The sequence below is a fragment of the Bacillus sp. FSL W8-1143 genome (assembly GCF_037965155.1).
Classification (GTDB): Bacteria; Bacillota; Bacilli; order Bacillales; family Bacillaceae; genus Bacillus; species Bacillus pumilus.
In genome coordinates this window covers 2262823-2283068 of sequence record NZ_CP150182.1, presented here as the reverse complement: position 1 = coordinate 2283068, position 20246 = coordinate 2262823, and the positions used below count along the sequence as shown (strand labels likewise).

The 20246-nt window shown below is 41.2% G+C and carries 23 protein-coding genes; 16 read left to right on the top strand and 7 right to left on the bottom strand.

All coding sequences use genetic code 11. The features are described 5' to 3' along the window. The first annotated feature begins 13 nt into the window (after nucleotides 1-13). From dnaG to NSQ36_RS11495, 5 genes are all read left to right on the top strand, one after another. Nucleotides 14-1843: a DNA primase gene (gene dnaG, locus NSQ36_RS11515; protein WP_113387152.1), complete on the top strand. Its 1830-nt coding sequence runs from the start codon at nucleotides 14-16 to the stop codon at nucleotides 1841-1843. Between the two features lie 201 nt (nucleotides 1844-2044). Further along, the gene (gene rpoD, locus NSQ36_RS11510) at nucleotides 2045-3166 is read left to right on the top strand and encodes an RNA polymerase sigma factor RpoD (RefSeq protein ID WP_008342392.1); all 1122 of its coding nucleotides are present in this window, start codon (nucleotides 2045-2047) and stop codon (nucleotides 3164-3166) included. Between the two features lie 303 nt (nucleotides 3167-3469). Then, the gene (gene cccA, locus NSQ36_RS11505; protein WP_003217503.1) at nucleotides 3470-3829 is read left to right on the top strand and encodes a cytochrome c550; all 360 of its coding nucleotides are present in this window, start codon (nucleotides 3470-3472) and stop codon (nucleotides 3827-3829) included. Nucleotides 3830-3949: 120 nt separating this feature from the next. Next, a complete protein-coding gene (locus tag NSQ36_RS11500; RefSeq protein WP_226803672.1) occupies nucleotides 3950-4666 on the top strand; it encodes a tRNA (adenine(22)-N(1))-methyltransferase TrmK in 717 nt (238 codons plus the stop codon). Beyond that, nucleotides 4659-5780: a Nif3-like dinuclear metal center hexameric protein gene (locus NSQ36_RS11495; protein ID WP_003217458.1), complete on the top strand. Its 1122-nt coding sequence runs from the start codon at nucleotides 4659-4661 to the stop codon at nucleotides 5778-5780. Before NSQ36_RS11500 ends, NSQ36_RS11495 begins: the two co-directional genes overlap by 8 nt. A gap of 37 nt (nucleotides 5781-5817) precedes the next feature. On the opposite strand, the gene NSQ36_RS11490 is transcribed toward NSQ36_RS11495, so the two are convergent. Then, nucleotides 5818-6762 (bottom strand): 4-hydroxy-3-methylbut-2-enyl diphosphate reductase, encoded by a 945-nt coding sequence (locus tag NSQ36_RS11490; protein WP_003217509.1) that lies wholly within the window; start codon nucleotides 6760-6762, stop codon nucleotides 5818-5820. A gap of 158 nt (nucleotides 6763-6920) precedes the next feature. Then, nucleotides 6921-7586: a VrrA/YqfQ family protein gene (vrrA, locus tag NSQ36_RS11485; RefSeq protein ID WP_333981368.1), complete on the bottom strand. Its 666-nt coding sequence runs from the start codon at nucleotides 7584-7586 to the stop codon at nucleotides 6921-6923. 155 nt (nucleotides 7587-7741) lie between these two features. Between vrrA and NSQ36_RS11480 the strand changes: the two genes are divergently transcribed. Beyond that, nucleotides 7742-9061 (top strand): DEAD/DEAH box helicase, encoded by a 1320-nt coding sequence (locus NSQ36_RS11480; RefSeq protein WP_003217519.1) that lies wholly within the window; start codon nucleotides 7742-7744, stop codon nucleotides 9059-9061. A gap of 9 nt (nucleotides 9062-9070) precedes the next feature. Continuing rightward, nucleotides 9071-9964: a deoxyribonuclease IV gene (locus NSQ36_RS11475; protein ID WP_339205730.1), complete on the top strand. Its 894-nt coding sequence runs from the start codon at nucleotides 9071-9073 to the stop codon at nucleotides 9962-9964. Between the two features lie 48 nt (nucleotides 9965-10012). Here NSQ36_RS11475 and NSQ36_RS11470 read toward each other — a convergent pair whose 3' ends face one another. Continuing rightward, a complete protein-coding gene (locus tag NSQ36_RS11470; RefSeq protein ID WP_003217420.1) occupies nucleotides 10013-10267 on the bottom strand; it encodes a DUF2624 domain-containing protein in 255 nt (84 codons plus the stop codon). 140 nt (nucleotides 10268-10407) lie between these two features. Here NSQ36_RS11470 and NSQ36_RS11465 point away from each other — a divergent pair, with 140 nt between their 5' ends. From NSQ36_RS11465 to NSQ36_RS11445, 5 genes are all read left to right on the top strand, one after another. Next, entirely contained in the window at nucleotides 10408-11289 is an 882-nt protein-coding gene (locus tag NSQ36_RS11465) for a YitT family protein (protein WP_003217308.1), read from the top strand. Between the two features lie 135 nt (nucleotides 11290-11424). Next, nucleotides 11425-12201: a metal ABC transporter ATP-binding protein gene (locus tag NSQ36_RS11460; protein WP_050943751.1), complete on the top strand. Its 777-nt coding sequence runs from the start codon at nucleotides 11425-11427 to the stop codon at nucleotides 12199-12201. Further along, a complete protein-coding gene (locus NSQ36_RS11455) occupies nucleotides 12201-13061 on the top strand; it encodes a metal ABC transporter permease (protein ID WP_003217436.1) in 861 nt (286 codons plus the stop codon). Before NSQ36_RS11460 ends, NSQ36_RS11455 begins: the two co-directional genes overlap by 1 nt. Continuing rightward, nucleotides 13039-13467: a Fur family transcriptional regulator gene (locus tag NSQ36_RS11450; protein WP_003217433.1), complete on the top strand. Its 429-nt coding sequence runs from the start codon at nucleotides 13039-13041 to the stop codon at nucleotides 13465-13467. The genes NSQ36_RS11455 and NSQ36_RS11450 overlap by 23 nt, the downstream gene beginning before the upstream one ends. A 131-nt stretch (nucleotides 13468-13598) precedes the next feature. After that, nucleotides 13599-14516, top strand: coding sequence for an ROK family protein (locus NSQ36_RS11445; protein WP_212045901.1), 918 nt, complete (start codon nucleotides 13599-13601; stop codon nucleotides 14514-14516). Nucleotides 14517-14534: 18 nt separating this feature from the next. Here NSQ36_RS11445 and NSQ36_RS11440 read toward each other — a convergent pair whose 3' ends face one another. Then, nucleotides 14535-15113, bottom strand: a complete 579-nt coding sequence (locus NSQ36_RS11440; protein ID WP_226803671.1) for a hypothetical protein — start codon at nucleotides 15111-15113, stop codon at nucleotides 14535-14537. Between the two features lie 139 nt (nucleotides 15114-15252). On the opposite strand from NSQ36_RS11440, the gene NSQ36_RS11435 reads away from it, so the two are divergent. Continuing rightward, nucleotides 15253-15615, top strand: a complete 363-nt coding sequence (locus NSQ36_RS11435; protein WP_003217474.1) for a DUF308 domain-containing protein — start codon at nucleotides 15253-15255, stop codon at nucleotides 15613-15615. 43 nt (nucleotides 15616-15658) lie between these two features. Here NSQ36_RS11435 and ispG read toward each other — a convergent pair whose 3' ends face one another. Beyond that, complete coding sequence (gene ispG / locus NSQ36_RS11430) at nucleotides 15659-16771, bottom strand: flavodoxin-dependent (E)-4-hydroxy-3-methylbut-2-enyl-diphosphate synthase (protein WP_003217392.1); 1113 nt, start codon at nucleotides 16769-16771, stop codon at nucleotides 15659-15661. A 105-nt stretch (nucleotides 16772-16876) separates the two neighbouring features. Then, a complete protein-coding gene (locus NSQ36_RS11425) occupies nucleotides 16877-17179 on the bottom strand; it encodes a hypothetical protein (RefSeq protein ID WP_226803670.1) in 303 nt (100 codons plus the stop codon). A gap of 189 nt (nucleotides 17180-17368) precedes the next feature. On the opposite strand from NSQ36_RS11425, the gene NSQ36_RS11420 reads away from it, so the two are divergent. Then, nucleotides 17369-17914 carry a GNAT family protein gene (locus NSQ36_RS11420; RefSeq protein WP_137054966.1) on the top strand — a complete coding sequence of 182 codons (546 nt, stop codon included), beginning with the start codon at nucleotides 17369-17371 and terminating at the stop codon, nucleotides 17912-17914. 55 nt (nucleotides 17915-17969) lie between these two features. On the opposite strand, the gene NSQ36_RS11415 is transcribed toward NSQ36_RS11420, so the two are convergent. Then, nucleotides 17970-18740 carry a DUF1189 domain-containing protein gene (locus NSQ36_RS11415; RefSeq protein ID WP_003217320.1) on the bottom strand — a complete coding sequence of 257 codons (771 nt, stop codon included), beginning with the start codon at nucleotides 18738-18740 and terminating at the stop codon, nucleotides 17970-17972. Between the two features lie 143 nt (nucleotides 18741-18883). Here NSQ36_RS11415 and NSQ36_RS11410 point away from each other — a divergent pair, with 143 nt between their 5' ends. Beyond that, a complete protein-coding gene (locus NSQ36_RS11410) occupies nucleotides 18884-19369 on the top strand; it encodes a DUF456 domain-containing protein (RefSeq protein ID WP_003217408.1) in 486 nt (161 codons plus the stop codon). Nucleotides 19370-19556: 187 nt separating this feature from the next. Further along, nucleotides 19557-20165, top strand: a complete 609-nt coding sequence (sodA, locus tag NSQ36_RS11405; RefSeq protein WP_003217313.1) for a superoxide dismutase SodA — start codon at nucleotides 19557-19559, stop codon at nucleotides 20163-20165. Nucleotides 20166-20246 lie beyond the last annotated feature (81 nt).

Sequence of the window (20246 nt, the reverse complement as noted above, 5' to 3'; positions counted from 1 at the left end):
GAGTGTTATTAGGATGAGCAAACGTATACCAGATGAACTTTTGGAGCAAATCCAAAAAAACGCAGACATTGTCGAAGTGATTGGAGAATACGTACAGCTTAGAAAGCAAGGTCGAAATTATTTCGGTCTTTGTCCATTCCATGGTGAAAATACTCCTTCATTCTCTGTTTCAGCAGATAAGCAAATCTTCCATTGTTTTGGCTGTGGTGCAGGAGGTAATGTATTTTCGTTCCTCAGACAAATGGAAGGCTACTCATTTATTGAAGCCGTTTCACATGTTGCTGATAAGTACCATATTGATTTGCCTGATCATGTAGCAAATGCTCAGATCAGCTCCTCACAGCAAGAGGACACTGCAGATCATAAAATGATTGAAGCGCATGAGCTTCTTAAGAAATTTTACCACCATTTGCTGGTAAATACAAAGGAAGGTCAAAATGCACTCGATTATTTACGGGCGAGAGGCTTTACAGATGAAACAATTGCCAAGTTTGAGATCGGATATGCTCTTGACTCTTGGGATTTCGTGACCAAGTTTTTAGAAAAGCGAGGGTTTGATCCTGCGATGATGGAGAAGGCCGGTCTTTTGATTCAACGTGAAAACGGAACAGGCTTTTTTGACCGCTTTAGGGATCGTGTGATGTTTCCCATTCATGATCATCACGGGACAGTCATCGCTTTTTCCGGAAGATCGCTTGGTGATCAGCAGCCTAAGTATATGAATAGTCCTGAAACGCCACTTTTTCATAAAAGTAAGCTGCTTTATCACTTTCATGACGCGCGTATGCATATTCGAAAACGCGAACGGGCGGTTCTTTTCGAAGGATTTGCTGACGTCATTTCAGCTGTCACATCAGGTGTCGGCGAAAGTGTTGCAACAATGGGTACGTCTCTAACAGAAGAGCACGTAAAACTTCTCAGACGGAACGTAGAAGAGATCATTCTTTGCTATGACTCTGACACGGCCGGTTATGAAGCCACCATGAAAGCATCAGATTTGCTTGGAAAAAGAGGATGTAAAGTTCGCGTTGCCATGATACCAGATGGACTTGATCCAGATGATTACATTCGTAAATATGGTGGCGAGAAATTTAGGAATGACATCATAGATGCAAGTGTGACATTAATGACTTTTAAGATGAACTTTTTCCGTAGGGGAAAGAATTTATCTGATGAAGGAGACCGGCTTACTTATATGAAGCAGGTACTCCGAGAAATTAGCCGATTAAACGGTTCCTTGGAACAAGAGATTTACATGAAACAGCTTGCTGGAGAGTTCTCGATCTCACTTGATTCATTAAAGGAACAACTGGAGCTGTTTGAAAAACAGCAGCGTCAAGAAGCCAAAAGCACGCAGGAAGAAAGCGGGCTTGAAAAACGGCGTGCACATCTGTCAACACAGGTACGAAGAAAGCGTCTGCGGCCAGCATATGAAAATGCAGAGCGAATGCTGCTTGCTCATATGTTAAAAAACGATGACGTGATCCGAAAAGTACTTGACAGAGTAGGGATTGAATTTAATATAGATTCTCACAGGGCGCTGGCCACGTACATTTATGCTTTGTATGAAGAAGGCAAAGAACCAACGCCGCAGCACCTAATGAACCGTATAGAAGATGATATCATCAATCAGCTTCTGACGGATATATTCATGATTCAAGTTGGAGACGAACTAAGTGAAGCTGAATTAAGTGATTATGTAAAAAAAGTGTTGAATCATCGGAATTTGTCAATGATAAAGGAAAAAGAACTAGAACGTGCAGAAGCGGAGAGGCAAAAAGATTTCTTCAAAGCGGCAACACTTGCAAAAGAAATTGTTCAGTTGAACCGTTCGCTGAAGTAATACGTCTAATATTTATGACAAGACTTACGGCTGGCAATGAATCCTTTACGGGAGGAGCATAAGACCGCAAGCATCTTGCCTTCATCATTTTTTATTTTATTCCTATTTGCTCATCTGTTTGATAAAGAGAGAAAAGCAGAGTAGAAGCAAATCGCAAGTTACTTTAGAATTCGTTGCAAGCTTTGGAAGGAGGGATCCATAATGGCTGATAAACAAGCCCACGAAACCGAAACTGAATTAACCTTTGAACAGGTGAGAGATAAGCTCACTGAAACGGGTAAAAAACGGGGCGTTTTAACATACGAAGAAATTGCAGAGCGTATGTCTAGCTTTGAAATTGAATCAGACCAAATGGATGAATACTATGAATATTTAGGCGAACAGGGTGTAGAGCTCATTAGTGAAAACGAAGAGACAGAAGACCCAAATGTTCAGCAGCTGGCTAAAGCAGAAGAAGAATTTGACCTAAATGATTTAAGCGTACCACCAGGTGTCAAAATTAATGATCCTGTTCGTATGTACTTAAAAGAAATCGGACGCGTCAATTTGTTATCTGCTAAAGAAGAAATTACGTATGCTCAAAAGATCGAAGAAGGCGATGAGGAATCAAAAAGAAGATTAGCGGAAGCAAACCTTCGTCTCGTTGTCAGCATCGCGAAACGCTACGTCGGACGTGGTATGCTGTTCCTTGACTTGATTCAAGAAGGAAACATGGGTCTTATGAAGGCAGTTGAGAAGTTTGATTACCGCAAAGGATACAAATTCTCAACATATGCGACTTGGTGGATTAGACAGGCGATCACGCGTGCGATTGCCGATCAGGCAAGAACAATCAGGATCCCGGTTCATATGGTAGAAACCATTAATAAATTGATCCGTGTTCAAAGACAGCTTCTGCAAGACCTAGGCAGAGAACCAACGCCAGAGGAAATTGCTGAAGACATGGATTTAACGCCAGAAAAGGTTAGAGAAATTCTTAAAATTGCACAAGAGCCAGTATCTTTAGAAACACCTATTGGTGAAGAAGATGACTCGCACCTTGGTGATTTTATTGAAGACCAAGAGGCGACATCTCCATCTGACCATGCTGCATACGAATTGTTAAAAGAGCAGCTTGAAGATGTACTAGACACGCTAACGGACCGTGAAGAAAATGTACTGAGACTACGTTTCGGACTAGATGACGGAAGAACACGTACGTTAGAAGAGGTTGGAAAGGTGTTCGGCGTCACAAGAGAGCGTATCCGCCAAATTGAAGCGAAAGCTCTGCGTAAATTAAGACACCCAAGCAGAAGTAAACGATTAAAAGACTTCTTAGAGTAGAAACTGGACGGATCTTGAAAGAGATCCGTTCTTTCTTCATCAAAAATGAAAACGCTTTTTTCAATCTGATTATATTTTACTGAATAAATAATAAATTTGCAACGTTCTTAGAGAAAAGATGTATAAAAAATACATCAAAATGTGCTGAAGGCTTCATTTCTCATCTTTGTCTCATTTTTGTCTAATCTGTGAACTTGACCAAAGTTTTGTATCATAATTCGTTTACTTTTTGTAAAATTAAAGTAGAATTAGAATTGTTTGTATAGTCTTAAAGGGGTTTTCACAAAGGGGAGGATGAAAGAAATGAAACGGAATCCACTTATACCATTTTTATTGATTGCCATTTTAGGTATTGGACTCACTTTTTTCTTATCAATGAAGGGGCTGAAAGATGAAGACAAAATCGCCTCTGGAGGCGAGGAGCAAAAGCAAGAAGAAACAGCGAATGCGACGCCGGAAGAATTGTATAAGCAAAACTGTCTGAGTTGTCACGGGGAAAACTATGAAGGCGGTGCTGGTCCTGCATTAAAAGGTGTTGGAGACAAGCTTGAAGTAGCAGACATTAAGAAGAAAATTCAAGAAGGCGGCAACGGGATGCCAGGCGGGCTAATCCCGAATGAAAAGCTCGATGAAATGTCAGAATGGGTATCCAAAATTAAATAATGTTACGCAAAAAGCTCTTTTTGATCAGAAGAGCTTTTTTCATTTGAAAACGACTTTTAAAAAGTCCATAATTTATATAAGATAGACAAGTATGAACATTAAAGAAAAGTAGTGATACGTATGAATGAAATGAATTTATCAAAACGATTAAAAAGAGTAGCAGACTTTTTACCACATGAGGCTGTCTTTGCTGATATCGGCTCAGATCATGCCTATTTGCCGTGCTATGCAATTCTGCATCAAAAAGCAGTAAAAGCGGTTGCTGGTGAAATTACAGAAGGACCGCTTCAATCGGCGAAGCAGCAAGTACATAGACTTGATTTAGATGACCAGATCTCGGTCAGAAAAGGTAATGGTCTTGAAGTCATTGAAAAGGGCGAAGTGAATGCTGTAACGATTGCAGGTATGGGCGGAGCACTCATCGCAAGCATTTTAAATGACGGCAAGCATAAGCTCACAGGCCATGAAAGGCTTATTCTTCAGCCGAATATCCATGCTCACCACATTCGTTTATGGCTCTATCAAGAGGGGTATGAATTGATGGGTGAAGTCATTTTAGAAGAGGATGGCAAAATATACGAAATCATCATCGCCGAAAAAGGCGACAAAGATAAAGCCTATGAAGGGATGTCAATTGAAACAGGCATGCTAGTTGGTCCGTTTCTTGCGAAAGAGCAAAATGACGTCTTCCGGCGCAAGTGGATGCAAGAGCTCCAGCATATGGAGAAGATAGAAAGTCAAATTCAGCAGGCAGCGCGAACAGAAGAGAACAAGGAGCGTCTTGAAGAGCTGCATGTAAAAATAAAGATTCTAAAGGAGGTTTTGACTGTTGGCTAAAACAGTAAACGGACATGAAATCATCCAATTATTTGAACAATTTTCACCAAAGGCATATGCCATGGAAGGTGACAAAATCGGTCTCCAGATTGGGACGTTAAATAAAAAGGTTAACAATGTCATGATCACCTTAGATGTACTAGAGAATGTGGTAGATGAGGCGATCGAAAAAAATGTGGATCTCATGATTGCTCACCATCCGCCGATCTTCCGTCCGTTAAAACATGTAGCGACAGATCAGCCAGCTGGACGAATCATTGAGAAATGCATCAAACATGATATTGCAGTATATGTGGCACATACGAATTTAGATGTGGCTGATGGAGGAGTCAATGACTTGCTTGCGGAGGCTTTAGAGCTTGAAGAAACAAGTGTGTTAGTCCCGACATATGAAGATCAAATCAAACAGCTTGCCCTCTATGTCCCGCAGGAATTTGAAGAAGCCATCCGGACAGCTTTAGGAAATGCGGGCGCCGGCCATATTGGCAACTACAGCCATTGTGCGTTTTCAAATGAAGGGACAGGCAGCTTTTTGCCATCAGAAGATGCGGACCCGTTCATTGGTGAGACCGGTCAATTGGAATTTGTTAAAGAAGTACGGATTGAAACCATTTTCCCGGCAAGTATTGAAAAACAAGTCATTCGTGAAATGATCAAAGCACATCCTTATGAAGAAGTCGCTTATAGTGTACACACGACAGACCTTCCTCCTATTCAAAAAGGGCTTGGCCGTATAGGGGAGCTAAGAGAGCCTATGACCCTTGGAGACTTCGCGCGATTTGTGAAGACAAAGCTGGATGTAAATGGTGCTCGCTTTGTAGGTGATCAGGACGCTGTTGTGAAAAAAGTAGCTGTGCTTGGCGGAGACGGAAATAAATACATTCATCAAGCAAAAAGAATGGGTGCTGATGTGTATGTGACAGGGGATCTTTATTTCCATGTCGCCCATGATGCCATGATGCTCGGGCTGAACGTAGTGGACCCAGGGCATTATGCAGAAAAGATGATGAAAGAGGGCGTAAAGGCGAAGCTTCAATCGCTATGTTCAGAGAAAAAGTATGATGTACAGCTCTTTGTTTCTGAATCAAACACAAATCCATTTCAATTTATGTAAACAAAAAACGTCAGAGCATAGAAGCTCTGACGTTTATTTATTTCTTTGTTTTCACGCGCGGTAGTATTTTCGAAAGAGGAACCGATCGTTCAATCTTCCAAGTTGATTCATCATCCGGCTCGTAGTTTTCTAAGAAACGGATCACTTCTTTTGTAATAGGCGTTGGTGTAGAAGCGCCAGCAGTAATGGCAACGGTATTTACGCCTTGCAGCCACTCCAGCTTGAGCTCACTTAGGTCACCAATACGGTAAGCCTGCGTTCCAGCAATCTCCATTGACACTTGTGCCAGACGGTTGGAGTTATTACTTTTTGGATCGCCGACAACAATGGTAAGATCGGCTTGGCCAGCTTGCTGAGATACAGCTTCCTGACGTACTTGTGTCGCAAGACAAATTTCTTGATGGTACTCGACGTGAGGATATTTCTCTTTTATGAGCTCCATCAGATCGTGGACATCCCACTGAGACATCGTTGTCTGATTGGTGATAAGCAATTTATCTGATGTTAAATCGAGCGCCTCAATGTCCGCTTCTGATTCGACAAGATGCACCTTGTCAGGGGCTACTCCGACAGCTCCCTCTGGCTCAGGATGACCTTTTTTTCCGATATAAATAATGTCATACCCATCGGCTGTTTTCTCTGAAATGAGTTCATGTGTTTTCGTTACATCGGGACAGGTTGCATCAATGGCGACAAGACCTTTTTCTTCTGCAATTTGACGAACCTCAGGTGAAACGCCGTGAGCAGTGAAAATAACTGTTCCGCTTTCAACCTGCTTTAAAATGTCCAAGCGGTTTGGGCCGTCCAGTGTGTAGATCCCATCTTCTTCGAAGGCATCTGTCACGTGTTTGTTGTGCACAATCATACCTAATATATAAATTGGGCGTGGCAAGTTTTTATCAAGTGCGGCATTTTTAGCAATGACCATTGCATCTACAACGCCATAGCAATAGCCACGCGGCGAAATTTTAATTACATTCATTTATTCGTCCTCCTGTAGGGAAGTGCTGCTAGAGAAGAACAATATAAAAAGCCGTGGAAAAACGGCTTTTTATCATTCTCTAGCTTCCATTATAGCCAAAGTAAGCGTATATATCAAAGATTGTTATACGCAGGGGACACTTCGCCGTTAAAAGATCACTAGACATATAGTTTTGGAACAGAGCTGCCAGGTCTTTTTTTCGGTTTTGCTTCAGGAGCAGGTGATGTGTGAGGAGCTGCTTTTTTGACGAGGATGTCCTCTGGTTCTTCGTTTTCTTCTATTTCATCATCTCCTGATGCAACCTCTTTTTGCACTTCTGTTTCCTCGCCGATTTCTTTAGGTTCTTCATCTGTACTTGTTTCATCATCATCTGCACTGCCAAGCTGGCTGTACAGCTTAATCATCGCAGGCAAATTTCTGACTAAAGGACCGTATTGCTGAATCATTGGCGTAAATTGCTGCGCCATTCCGAGCACCTTTTGAACATTTCCCAACATGCTTGAGAGGGTTGCAGGATTTGCGAAGCTCTGGATTCCTTGTAATCCCGCACCACCTCCAGAAACCCCTGCTCCCCCTGCGCCAGGAAGAAATTTAGAGAGCAAGCCTTTCATTCCTGCTCCGCCGCCTAGTGCACGGCTTTCGCCTCCCTGTACAGACGGGGAGCGAGGCATCATTTGCTGAAATTGATTGCCTTGCCCTTGAAAAGGCTGTTCGATAGGAGCCTGCTGCCTCCTTTGAAAAATTCCGGGCTGTCCGCCATTTCCAAGATGCCGGCGTGAGGGACGGTGCGGCTGAAAATCGCCCATAGGCCTTTGCCCTAACATACTTGTACCTCCCTTACTGCATTCTCTTTCTAATCATAGGTTATGCAAGGAAGCATCAATTGGTTTCCTGTAAGAAAAGCGGACATGGTTTTTTTGCTGAAAATCAGCTATAATGAGGAGATGAGCAAAAAGGCATTGCCTTAAGGAGTGAAAACATGAACGAAACAAAATTTACGACATATGAATTAAAGTCTTTTATAATAGATGCTATTCATGAACTGGGCTTTTATGAGCCAACTGATATTCAAAAAAGAATTATCCCTGCTGTGTTAAAAGGAGAAAGCGTGATTGGTCAATCACAAACAGGAACAGGGAAAACCCACGCGTACTTATTGCCGCTTATTCATTCAATTGATCCAAGCAAAGAGCACGTACAAGTCGTGATTACTGCACCTACAAGAGAATTAGCCAATCAAATTTTCAAAGAAGCCCAAACGATCTTAAAGAAGGCCTCTCCAGAAGAAGAAATTAAAGCAAAGCTTTACATTGGCGGAACGGACAAGCAGAAATCCATTCAAAAGCTAAAAAACCAGCCGCATTTGGTTGTCGGCACACCTGGACGTATTGCGGACCTCATTCATGAGCAGGCGCTGAACGTTTACAAAGCGACATCTCTTGTCATTGATGAAGCGGATTTAATGCTGGATATGGGCTTTTTAGAAGATGTGGACCGTATTGGTTCACAAATGCCAGAGCAGCTGCAAATGCTTGTGTTCTCAGCAACGATTCCAGAAAAACTAAAGCCATTCCTGAAAAAATATATGGACAATCCAAAATATGCCCATGTTGAACCAAAACGGATTACAGCTGAAAACATCCAGCATATTTTAGTCCCATCTAAACAGCGCGACAAGCTAAAATTGCTCCATGAAATGGTGACGAATGTACAGCCTTATTTAGGCATCATTTTTGCCAATACAAAAACAACCGTTGATGAAATCGCATCATTCCTACAAGAAAAAGGAATGAAAGTTGGAGTGCTTCATGGCGGATTAACGCCGCGCGAACGTAAAAAAGTGATGAAACAAATTGATGATTTAGAGTTCACTTATATTGTGGCATCTGACCTTGCAGCCCGCGGAATTGATATTAAAGGTGTCAGCCATGTGATCAACTATGAACTTCCATCTGATCTTGATTTTTATGTTCACCGTGTTGGTCGAACGGCTCGAGCTGGTTCATCTGGAATTGCGATGACTATTTATGAACTTGCTGATGAGGATGCACTCATTCAAATTGAGAAAATGGGCGTTGTGTTTGAAAACAAAACCATTGTTCATGGCGAATGGCGAGATGCAGATGACCGCTTGAAGCGTCAAAGACGTAAAAAAGCACCTAATGAAATTGAAGAAAAAGCAAAGCGTCTTGTGAGAAAACCGAAAGCCGTCAAACCTGGATATAAAAAGAAAATGACACGTGAGATGGACAAAATCAAAAGACAGGAACGTAGAAAGTCAAAGCGTAATGGAAAGTAGGGGGAAACATTGTTGAAGATTGGTTCACATGTATCCATGAGCGGAAAACATATGCTTCTTGCAGCGAGTCAAGAAGCTGCCTCTTATGGTTCGAATACGTTTATGATTTATACAGGTGCACCGCAAAATACGCGCCGTAAAAAAATTGAAGACCTCAATATTGAAGCTGGACAAGCGCATATGAAAGAGCAAGGTATGACAGATATCGTCGTGCATGCACCATATATTATTAATATTGGGAACACCGTCAATCCAGCGACGTTTGAGCTTGGTGTGGACTTCCTTCGCTCTGAGATTGAACGTACAGAGGCGCTAGGTGCGAGGCAGATTGTTCTCCACCCAGGTGCACATGTCGGAGCAGGACCAGAAGCAGGAATCCAAAAAATCATTGAAGGTTTAAACGAAGTCATCGTAAAAGGGCAAAAGGTTCAAATTGCACTTGAAACAATGGCTGGCAAAGGATCAGAGTGCGGAAGAAGCTTTGAAGAGCTTGCCCAAATTATCGACGGAGTGACACATAACGAAGCACTTTCTGTCTGCTTTGATACGTGTCACACACACGATGCTGGTTATCCGATTGTGACTGACTTTGATGGGGTGTTAGAAGAATTTGATCGAATCGTCGGTATTGACCGAATCAAGGTTCTTCATATTAATGACAGTAAAAACGTACAAGGCGCAAGAAAAGACCGACATGAAAATATCGGCTTTGGTGAAATTGGCTTCGATGCACTGAACAATATTGTGCATCATCCGCAGCTTCAAGATGTACCAAAAATCTTAGAAACGCCTTATGTAGGTGAAAATAAAAAGAACAAAAAGCCACCTTACAAATTCGAAATTGCAATGCTAAAAGAAAAGCAATTTGACGAAGGCTTACTAGATAAAATTAAGAATCAGTAAAAAAGCATATAACATCATGAGGTGCCGCTAAATGCGGCCCTTTTTTGTTTAACTTGTAAACTGATTAAACAGATCATTGACAGTCTGAGCTGTCTGTTTAGATGTAATCGCTTCTACTTGCTTAAGAAGCCGGCTACGCTCTGCATCATTAAAAATATTGATGTTCTTCCCATTCATGAGTTTGGCCACCTCAGCAGCTTGGTTTGACGTTAAACTGACACCATACTGCTTCGCATACCTTAACAGATCATTTGCTGTGATCTGATTGAGCCGTTGCAGGACAATTTTTTGAATTAAAATCAATTCCATTCCTCCCCTCTGTAACAATGTATGGGCGAAAACGGAAAATGTGCAAAAAATTTTATTTTACCCTGTGAAATGATAAAATAGTAAAGTGAATAAAATGTTCATTGAAAATTTAAGTTGTGTAGAGGGGAGAACGTATGGCAAATAGTAAACAGCATAGAAAGGAATCAGTGCCTCATTTTATATTTAGAATTTTCCTGATTCTAGTAGGAGCTACATGCGCAGCAGTCAGCATTGAATTATTTTTAGTGCCAAACAATATTATCGATGGAGGCATCATCGGCATTTCGCTTATTTTGGATTATCTCTTTACAGATAACCCATTCATCAATTTTGCGACGATTGTTGTCATTTTGAATATTCCATTTATGATATCAGGATACAAACATATTGGCAAAACCTTTCTGGTTTCCACAGTAATTGGGATTGTCAGCTTAGCCGTGATTGAATCTTCACTCCATCATGTAGAGGCATTTACAAATCAGCCAATCTTAGCCACTGTATTTGGCGGGCTATTACTTGGTTTTGGTGTGGGACTTGTCATTCGAAATGGAGGCTCAATGGATGGAACAGAGATCTTAGGCATTCTGCTAACGAAAAAAATTCCATTCTCCGTCGGTGAGTTTGTCATGATCGTCAATGTGTTCATTTTTATTTGGGCAGGCTTTGTCTTCGGACCAGAGCAGGCTATGTATTCTGTTATGACATATTATTTGGCAATGAAAACAATTGATGCTGTCATTCAAGGGCTTGATGAAACAAAAGCTGTCATTATCGTGTCAGATTATTATGATGAAATTTCAGATGCGATTCTTCATCGACTTGGCAGGGGAACGACAAAGCTGAGAGGGAAAGGCGGTTATACAGATGAAGAAAAAGATGTCATCTACGCCGTTGTCACAAGACTTGAAATCACAAAGCTAAAATCCATTGTATTTGAAATTGATAGTCAAGCATTTATTACGATTATGGATACGCATGAAACAAAAGGCGGTAAGTTCAAAACAGCCATTCATTAGCTTTTATTTTACTTTTTAATCTTTCTTTTATATAATGAAATGTATGTATGGACAGAGAAAATGGCAAAAGCCATTTTCTTTTTGTTGTATAAATCGTAATCATTCTTTTTATATTGATTAAAGGTGGAAAGATTCATGGCAAAGCCAATTATTGAAATGAAGGACATTTCGTACTCGTATGGACAGCGAAATGTCATAGATCACATTCATTTAACAGTCGAGGAAGGAAATTTTCTAGCACTTGTTGGACCGAATGGATCTGGTAAAACAACCTTATTAAAGTGCCTGCTTGGGCTCATTAAACCACAGCAAGGTGAATTAAAGCTATTTGGCACGCCTGCTTCAAAATTTAGAGACTGGGATCAAATTGGATTTGTTTCTCAAAAGGCGAATAGTTTTAATACAGGTTTCCCTGCTTCTGTTTACGAAGTCGTCGCAAGTGGATTGACGGCGAAAATAGGTTTATTCAAACGAATGAGCAAGCAGGACAAATGGCAAGTTGAGGAAGCCATTCGTTCAGTTGGGATACAAGATTTAAAGCACCAAAACATCGGGGAACTTTCAGGCGGTCAGCAGCAGCGTGCCTTTATTGCACGTGCGCTCGTCAGTCAGCCGAAGCTGCTCATTTTAGATGAACCGACGGTTGGGGTAGACCAGCGGACAGTAGAAGGCTTTTATCAGCTGCTCGAAACATTAAACAAAGAAAAAGGAATGTCTTTAATTCTCGTCACACACGACGTGGGCACCGTTTCTGATAAAGTCACCCATGTGGCTTGTTTAAATCAGACACTTCATTTCCACGGAGATGCAGCAACGTTTGATTCAATGGATGATCAGGCGTTATCTCAATTTTACGGACATGACATTCAAGTGATTCATCACGATCATCACCATCATGGGGGACATGAATAATGCTATTTCCATTTTTTCATTATGAATTTTTACAAAATGCGTTTATCGCAGGAATGCTGATCGGTTTTATTGCGCCCTTGCTTGGTGTATTTATCGTCGTGAGAAGGCTCTCGCTGATTGCAGATGCCCTCAGTCACGTATCACTTGCCGGTATTGCAGCTAGTTTATTTCTTGATAAAAAGTTTGGCCTCTTGACAGGGGTAAGCCCGCTGTACTTAGGGATGGCGTTTTCTGTTGCCGGTTCGTTATTTATTGAACGCCTGCGCTCTGTGTATAAGCATTATCAGGAGCTGGCGATACCTATTATTTTATCTGGCGGGATTGGGATTTCCGTCATCTTCATTTCACTAGCGAATGGCTTTAATACAGATTTGTTTAGTTATTTGTTCGGAAGTGTCAGTGCGGTGTCGAGATTAGATCTTTGGATTGTTGTTGGGATCTCACTCGTTGTGGTGTTAGTTGTCGTGCTTTTATATAAAGAATTATTTTTACTTTCTTTTGATGAAGAGCATGCAAAGGCTTCTGGTATTTCAGCGAAATGGATTCATTTTATTTTTATCTTAGTTGTCGCACTTGTCATTGCGGCATCGATGCGTATCGTAGGTACACTACTTGTCTCTGCGCTCATGACACTTCCTGTTGCGGCAAGTATCCGCATTGCCAAAGGGTTCAAACAGGCGATTTTCCTTTCGATCTTGTTCGGTGAATTGTCTGTATTGGCGGGATTGATCTTAAGCTATTATCTAGATTTAGCGCCAGGCGGAACCATTGTGATGCTGTCCATTTTGATTTTAATCGGATGTATTTTTATTGGAAAATTCAAAAGGGGGAATCATCATGAACGTACAAGAAGCGCTTGATTTATTAAAGGAAAAAGGCTACAAGTATACAAGCAAACGTGAAGACATGCTTCAACTGTTTTCTGATTCTGATAAATATTTGACTGCTAAAAATGTGCTGACGGCACTAAGTGAAGACTACCCGGGTCTTAGCTTTGATACGATTTACCGAAACCTGTCGCTATATGAAGACTTAGGTATATTAGAAACAACGGAATTGTCAGGTGAGAAGCTTTTTCGTTTTAAATGTTCCTTTTCTCATCACCACCATCATTTTATTTGTCTGACATGCGGTAAAACAAAGGAGATCGATGCCTGCCCTATGGACAAGTTAGACGCCGATCTAGAGGATTATCACATTAGCGGACATAAATTCGAAATATACGGAACGTGTCCTTCCTGCGAACCGAAGGAAGTTCACTCATAAAACAGCCAGCCGCAGAGCTGGCTTTTTCTCTTGTCTTTTTGAAAACGTTTTACAAAGGGCGGCTGTTTCATTAAAATGAGAACAAGGTACTGAAGAAATTTGTGTCTTTTGGAGTAAAGGGAGGGTCAAAAGTGGCGTATTATGTCGTGTTTGATGTAGGCGGGACGAGAACAAAACATGGATTAATGGATCGGGATGGGGGGCTGGTCACGAGCGGTGACTATGAAACGAATTGCCGTCAGCTTGAACCGTTTTTAGAAGCGATGGCGGATGTGGTCAAACAATATCAGAGAACGTCAGATGTCAGCGGAATCGCCATTAGTCTTCCGGGCTTTGTGGACAGTGAAACAGGTTATACAGAATTTGCAGGTGCCATCATTGCCTTAAATGGTCAAAATGTAAAAACTCTTTTAGAAGAGAAAACCTCTCTTCGTGTTGAAGTCGAAAATGATGCGAACTGTGCAGCTCTTGCAGAAAAATACAGTGGCCATGCGAAAGAGTGTGACAGTTTTATTTGTATGACGCTTGGCACAGGTGTTGGCGGTGGTATTTTCGCTGGCGGTCAGCTTGTACGCGGGGCTTCTTTCCGCGGCGGTGAATTTGGCATGATGCTGACAGAAACAGACAATGGACAATTTACAACACTCAACAGCAGTGCTTCAACAGCTGGTTTAATTCGGAGCTATAAAGAAAAGCAAGGAATTCCGCAAAGTACGCAAATAGACGGTCAAGCCATTTTTGAAAAGGCAAAGCATGATCCGTCCATTGAAAAGCTAGTGGATCAGTGGTACAAGCGAATCGCCATTGGTATTTACAATGTAGCAACTGTCCTTAATCCTGAGAAAATCCTCATTGGTGGCGGTGTAAGCGCAAGACCAGATTTGCTATCAAACATTGAGAAACATTTACATACTCTGCCTGCGTGGAAAAACATTCAAGTGAAGATGGAAACGTGCTATTACTTGAATCAGGCAGGCATGAAGGGAGCGCTGTACCATTTCCTCATGACAGAAGGGAAGCTTGCTCCATCAAAAAAGCCGATACATTAGAGTATCGGCTTTTCTGTATTAATAAGCAGTTTCCAAACGCTGCTCGTATTGTTTAATCCATTGAGATGCTTCCTGCCAGTTGTTGACGCGTATAATCCTGTCGTCAATGGGCATTTGATTATATGGGGAGTTAAAAAGAATAACCGGGATGTCAGCCTCTTTTGCAATCATTGTGGCATTTCCATGATGATCCTCGAAAAACACATCAATTTTGTGCTTTTGAACAGCTTCGAGCTTATGATGACCGCCAACCAGCTCAATGTCATCATAGTGCACGTGATGTTTGTGAAACCACTCGTAGGTGATATCCGCATGATGCTGCCTTCTCGCTGTAATATAGATCAGCTTGTGTTGATGTTTCATTTGATCAAGCATCTCTTTTGAGTCCTTAGCAGGCTTTGCCTGTTTATATATAAGAGGCTCATGCTGATTCATCCAGCCCCAAAACTCTTCTTGAGAAATATTTAAAAGCTTCGTCAAATCATATTCTGTCATATCATCTAGTGTCATGGCACATTGGAACGACTCATTTAAATAGGGAACAAAGGTGTCCTGCGCCGTCACTGTGCCATCTATATCAATTCCTAAACGTAACATGCCCACACTCCTCATTTTTATACTCTTAAAGTGTAACATAATCAATTCACAATTCCAGCAAGTTTTAGCAAACATGAAACAGACATTTTTGCTCATACTAAAAAAGCTCCTTTCTATTAACCAAAAGGGGGAATTGATCATGGAAAGAGACGAAGATTTCAGAAGAAATGATCGTGAAATCGACACACACTTTAGTAATGATGATGGCTATCTAGAGGAAACAGCTGCTGAAATTGCAGAGCCATATCAGGCTTCAAGAGATCGAGTAGACAGACGAGAACGTGACCAAGTTGGTGACGATTCAGGCAGTAAGGGGATAGGCTATACAGCACTCGCGATTGCGATTATCTCGTTATTTGTCTTGCCGGTGCTATTAGGAGTAGCGGCAATCGTCGTTGGTTATATTGCAAGAAGAAAAGGAGCACATGCGCTTGGCGCATGGTCAATCGGGATCGGAATTGTTTCCGTCATCCTTGGCATATTTATCACCCCGTTCTTTTAACAAGAACAGAAAAACGCCTGACAGTGACGTCAGGCGTTTTTTGTTATGCGTTGGCTTTTGCTTTTTCAGCTTCCATTTTTGCATAATGCTCTTCAGCAATTTTATCGATTTCTTTTTTCAGTTCTTCGACCATTGTTTCTTCTGGCACTTTACGAACAATTTCACCTTTACGGAACAATAGGCCTTCTCCTCTAGCTCCAGCAATTCCGATATCAGCTTCACGCGCTTCACCTGGACCGTTTACAGCACAGCCAAGAACAGCTACTTTAATCGGTGCTTTAATCGTGGAGATATATTCTTCGACTTCATTTGCAATGCTAATGAGGTCAATTTCAATTCGTCCACAAGTTGGGCAAGAGATCAGTGTGGCTGCATTTGCTGCAAGACCAAATGATTTCAACAGTTCACGTGCTACTTTTACTTCCTCAACTGGATCAGCACTTAATGAGATGCGGAGTGTATTCCCAATCCCCATATTCAAGATAGCGCCGAGACCAGCTGCACTTTTGACCGTACCTGCAAATAATGTACCTGATTCTGTAATTCCAAGGTGAAGAGGGTAGTCAAATGCTTTTGCAGCTTTTTCGTACGCCTCAATCGCTAGGTTGACATCAGATGCTTTCATGCTGACGATGATATCATGAAAATCTAGATCTTCAAGAATTTTAATGTGGTGCAGTGCACTTTCGACCATACCATCTGCTGTTGGGTAGCCGTATTTATCAAGAATTTTTTTCTCTAATGAACCAGCGTTTACCCCAATACGGATTGGAATGCCTTTTTCTTTTGCTGCTTTCACAACCGCTTCGACTTTTTCTCGTCTTCCGATGTTTCCTGGGTTGATTCGAATTTTGTCTGCACCTGCTTCAATCGCTTTCAGTGCAAGCTTGTAGTCAAAATGAATATCGACAACTAGCGGGATGTTGATCTGTTTTTTTATGTCTGCAATCGCATTTGCTGCACGCTCGTCTGGGCATGCGACACGCACGATTTGACAGCCAGCTTCTTCAAGACGCTTAATTTCAGCTACTGTCGCTTCGACATCATGTGTTTTGGTTGTTGCCATACTTTGAATGACAACCTCATTATTTCCACCTATAGTTAAAGGTCCCACTTTGACGGGACGTGTTTTAGTACGATGTGTGACTTCACTCACTTGTCAATCGCTCCTTAGTGTACAAGCAATTCTTTGCCATGTACGTCTTGTTTTACAGTTCATATTGTAACAGTCTCTTTGTATGAATGACAAGGAATTAACGTTTTATCTCTTATATACCGGAAACTTATATGTGCTACCTGCCCGAATTTCGTTTGCTTTGACGCCTTGATTCAGCTCTTCAAAATCTTCAATGACTTCATCAAGAGGCTTACTTGTATGGACGATAGAGACGACAGTTTCACCTTGTTTCACTGTGACGTTCTTATATGCTTTTTTCTCAGGTGTTTGAAAGGCATTTGCAGGGACAGCTGGACCTTCTTCAACGGGAATGGAGCCATTTTTTAAATCAAAAAAGATAATAAAGAGGACAAACAAACTGATTAGCAAAAAAATAATACGCCGCATTTCACTCACCGCTTTTAAGAGTTTACTTCAGTCTATGCGTGTCCCGAAATGATAGAACCAATATGAGGAAAAAAGCTGGAAAGGGAGGTTCTAGTTCGTTCTAGTGTGTCTTGTATTGAATTTACGCTCGGCGGTGCTTTTTCAAGCTTCTATCACGATTATGATAAAATAAAAGCAGGGGGAGAGTTTATGAAGAAAATCAGTCAGCATATATATGTGAGAGCGCTAACAGAAGAAGATGCACAATCACTACTCGCACTTGAACTTGAGAATCGCTCCTATTTTCAGCAATTTACACCTTTGGTCAAAGATGATTTTTTCACGTTATCTCGTCAAATTGAACGAATTCAGCGCAGTGTGGAAAGATGCGTACAGGATGAAGCCTACATGCACGGTATTTTCTTAAATGAAACAGATGCCTTAATTGGGACAATCTCATTAAATTCTGTCGTAAGAGGCCCGGTAGAAGGAGCTTGGCTGGGGTATGTACTTGATGAAAAGCATGGCGGGAAAGGGTATATGACAGAAGCCATTCGTTTAATCATCGATTATGCCTTTGATGAGCTGCACCTGCATCGTATTGAAGCTGGAGTAAAGCCGAGTAATATAGGTTCCATTCGTGTGCTTGAAAAGACAGGTTTTGAAAATGAGGGACTCAATCGTAAAAAAGTAAAGATTAATGGCGTGTGGGAAGATCATTATTTGTTTGCGATCATTCATCCGGATGAATCATAGAGAATGCACATACATAAAAAGCTCCTCCAAGTTGGGGGAGCTTTCATATACTAAATTAATTTTTGACAAGTGGTTTATGTTTAGCGGGTATTTCCTTTACAACAAGGTATAAAAAGATAAAGTTAATGACCCAATTTAATAAAAATGAATTCGCAACAGGCGTGTTTAATGCACTCATGATGGCGAAAAAGACTGTTGTTAATGTGAGTGAGTAAGCAGAGAGCTTCCATAGCATTTGGAAGGACAGCTCTTTTTGCTGCATGCGTTTAATAAATGTACCAAGCATCGCAAGGAAAGTTGCGCTAATGAACATGAGAGCCGCAGTTGATAGATATAGCAGCACACAGATGACTGGGATAATAATCGCTTGATTCTGATTTGTGACGCGGGCGAGTTCGTCTTTTGTCAGCGTCCCACCAAGCAGCTGATACGGGATATCTGTCATTTGCCCATCAATAGCAATCACAGCTTTTTCTTTTAATAATGCGATGGCCGTTTGCTTTGATTCAAGCTCACTTGCTTTTATTTTTTCAGCAGGATCAAAAATGATCGTAATGCCGTTTTCTTCTTTTTCTATCGGTTCACTTTGATCCGCTTGAAGCTTTCCTTTTTCGATTGAGAAATCAGGTAAATCTTTTTTGATCACATGCTGAAATCCTGACATCGCATTCGAGATCTCTTGACTCATATGATAGCCCTGCGGAACTGCTGCGATGATCGAAAGGATAAAAATGAATAAAATCGCTTTGCCAATCCCTGTAAACCGTGCTTTCGCAATATCTTTTGGTGAATAAATGCCTTTTAACAATAGTTTAAATACGTTCAATCAATTCACTTCCTACATTCTTTTCTATTTCTCATATTGTATCAATGTCTATCTAACAAGTACAAGTATGGCCTTCATTGCTGGTTAAGATAGAGGGAATGAGGCATAATGTATACAGCAAATAAAAAGGAGGCGGCTGTGACTTGGACGTGCTGTATTGGATTCTGATCATTTGTGCATTTATCATTGCATTTGTTGGACTTGTTTATCCAATTATCCCTAGTGTGGTTTTTATGGTTCTCGGATTTATTCTATATGGTTTCTTTTTCAGCTTCGAGCCGCTGACACTGACGTTTTGGCTCATTCAAGCCGTATTTACCGCGGTATTATTTGCGGCAGATTATGTCTCGAACCTGATTGGGGTCAAGCGTTTTGGCGGTAGCCGTGCAGCTATTTGGGGAAGCACCATTGGGTTATTAGTCGGTCCTTTTGTGATTCCGATTGCAGGAATTATCATTGGTCCGTTTATCGGAAGTGTTATAGCAGAGCTCCTTGTTCATCAAAAAGATGTGAAAACAAGTGTGAAAGTAGGATTAGGCTCGTTAATCGGATTTATATCAGGTGTATTTGCCAAAGGATTGATTCAAGCGCTGATGCTGGGCATCTTTTTATTTTATGTCCTTCGATAAATAGAAAAAGGGCGTTTAAAACTCTTTCTAAAGGGCTAAATACAAAATAAACACTGAAATGTTTCAGATCATGAGCAATAACGTTGAAACAAGCCAATTCTTTTGATACTCTTTGAGTAGGGTGAATTGCTTGCTTACGACCTAAGGAAGCATTTCAGTACATACATTTCTAAGGAGGAATTTAACCATGGCTTTTAAACTTCCAGAATTACCATATGCTTACGATGCATTAGAACCACATATCGACAAGGAAACAATGACGATTCACCACACAAAACACCACAACACATATGTAACAAACTTAAACAAAGCAATCGAAGGTGTATCAGCTCTTGAAGATCAATCAATCGAAGAGCTAGTGGCTAACCTAAACTCTGTACCTGAAAACGTTCGTACAGCTGTACGTAACAATGGCGGAGGACATGCTAACCACTCATTATTCTGGACGCTTCTTTCACCAAACGGTGGCGGCGCACCAACTGGTGAACTTGCAGATGCAATCGAAAAAGAATTAGGCGGATTTGAAAAATTCAAATCTGATTTCGCTGCAGCAGCTGCAGGACGCTTTGGTTCTGGTTGGGCATGGCTTGTTGTGAACAATGGCAAACTTGAAATCACAAGCACGCCAAACCAAGATTCTCCTTTAACTGAAGGAAAAACACCAATTCTAGGACTTGACGTTTGGGAGCATGCTTACTACCTGAACTACCAAAACCGTCGTCCTGATTACATTTCAGCTTTCTGGAATGTTGTGAACTGGGATGAAGTGGCTCGCCTTTACAGCGAAGCTAAATAAACCATTTGATTTGAAAAGACCTGCTCTTTAGAGAAGCAGGTCTTTTTATATTTTCCCTCCTTTTTTTACATATCTGTCTTT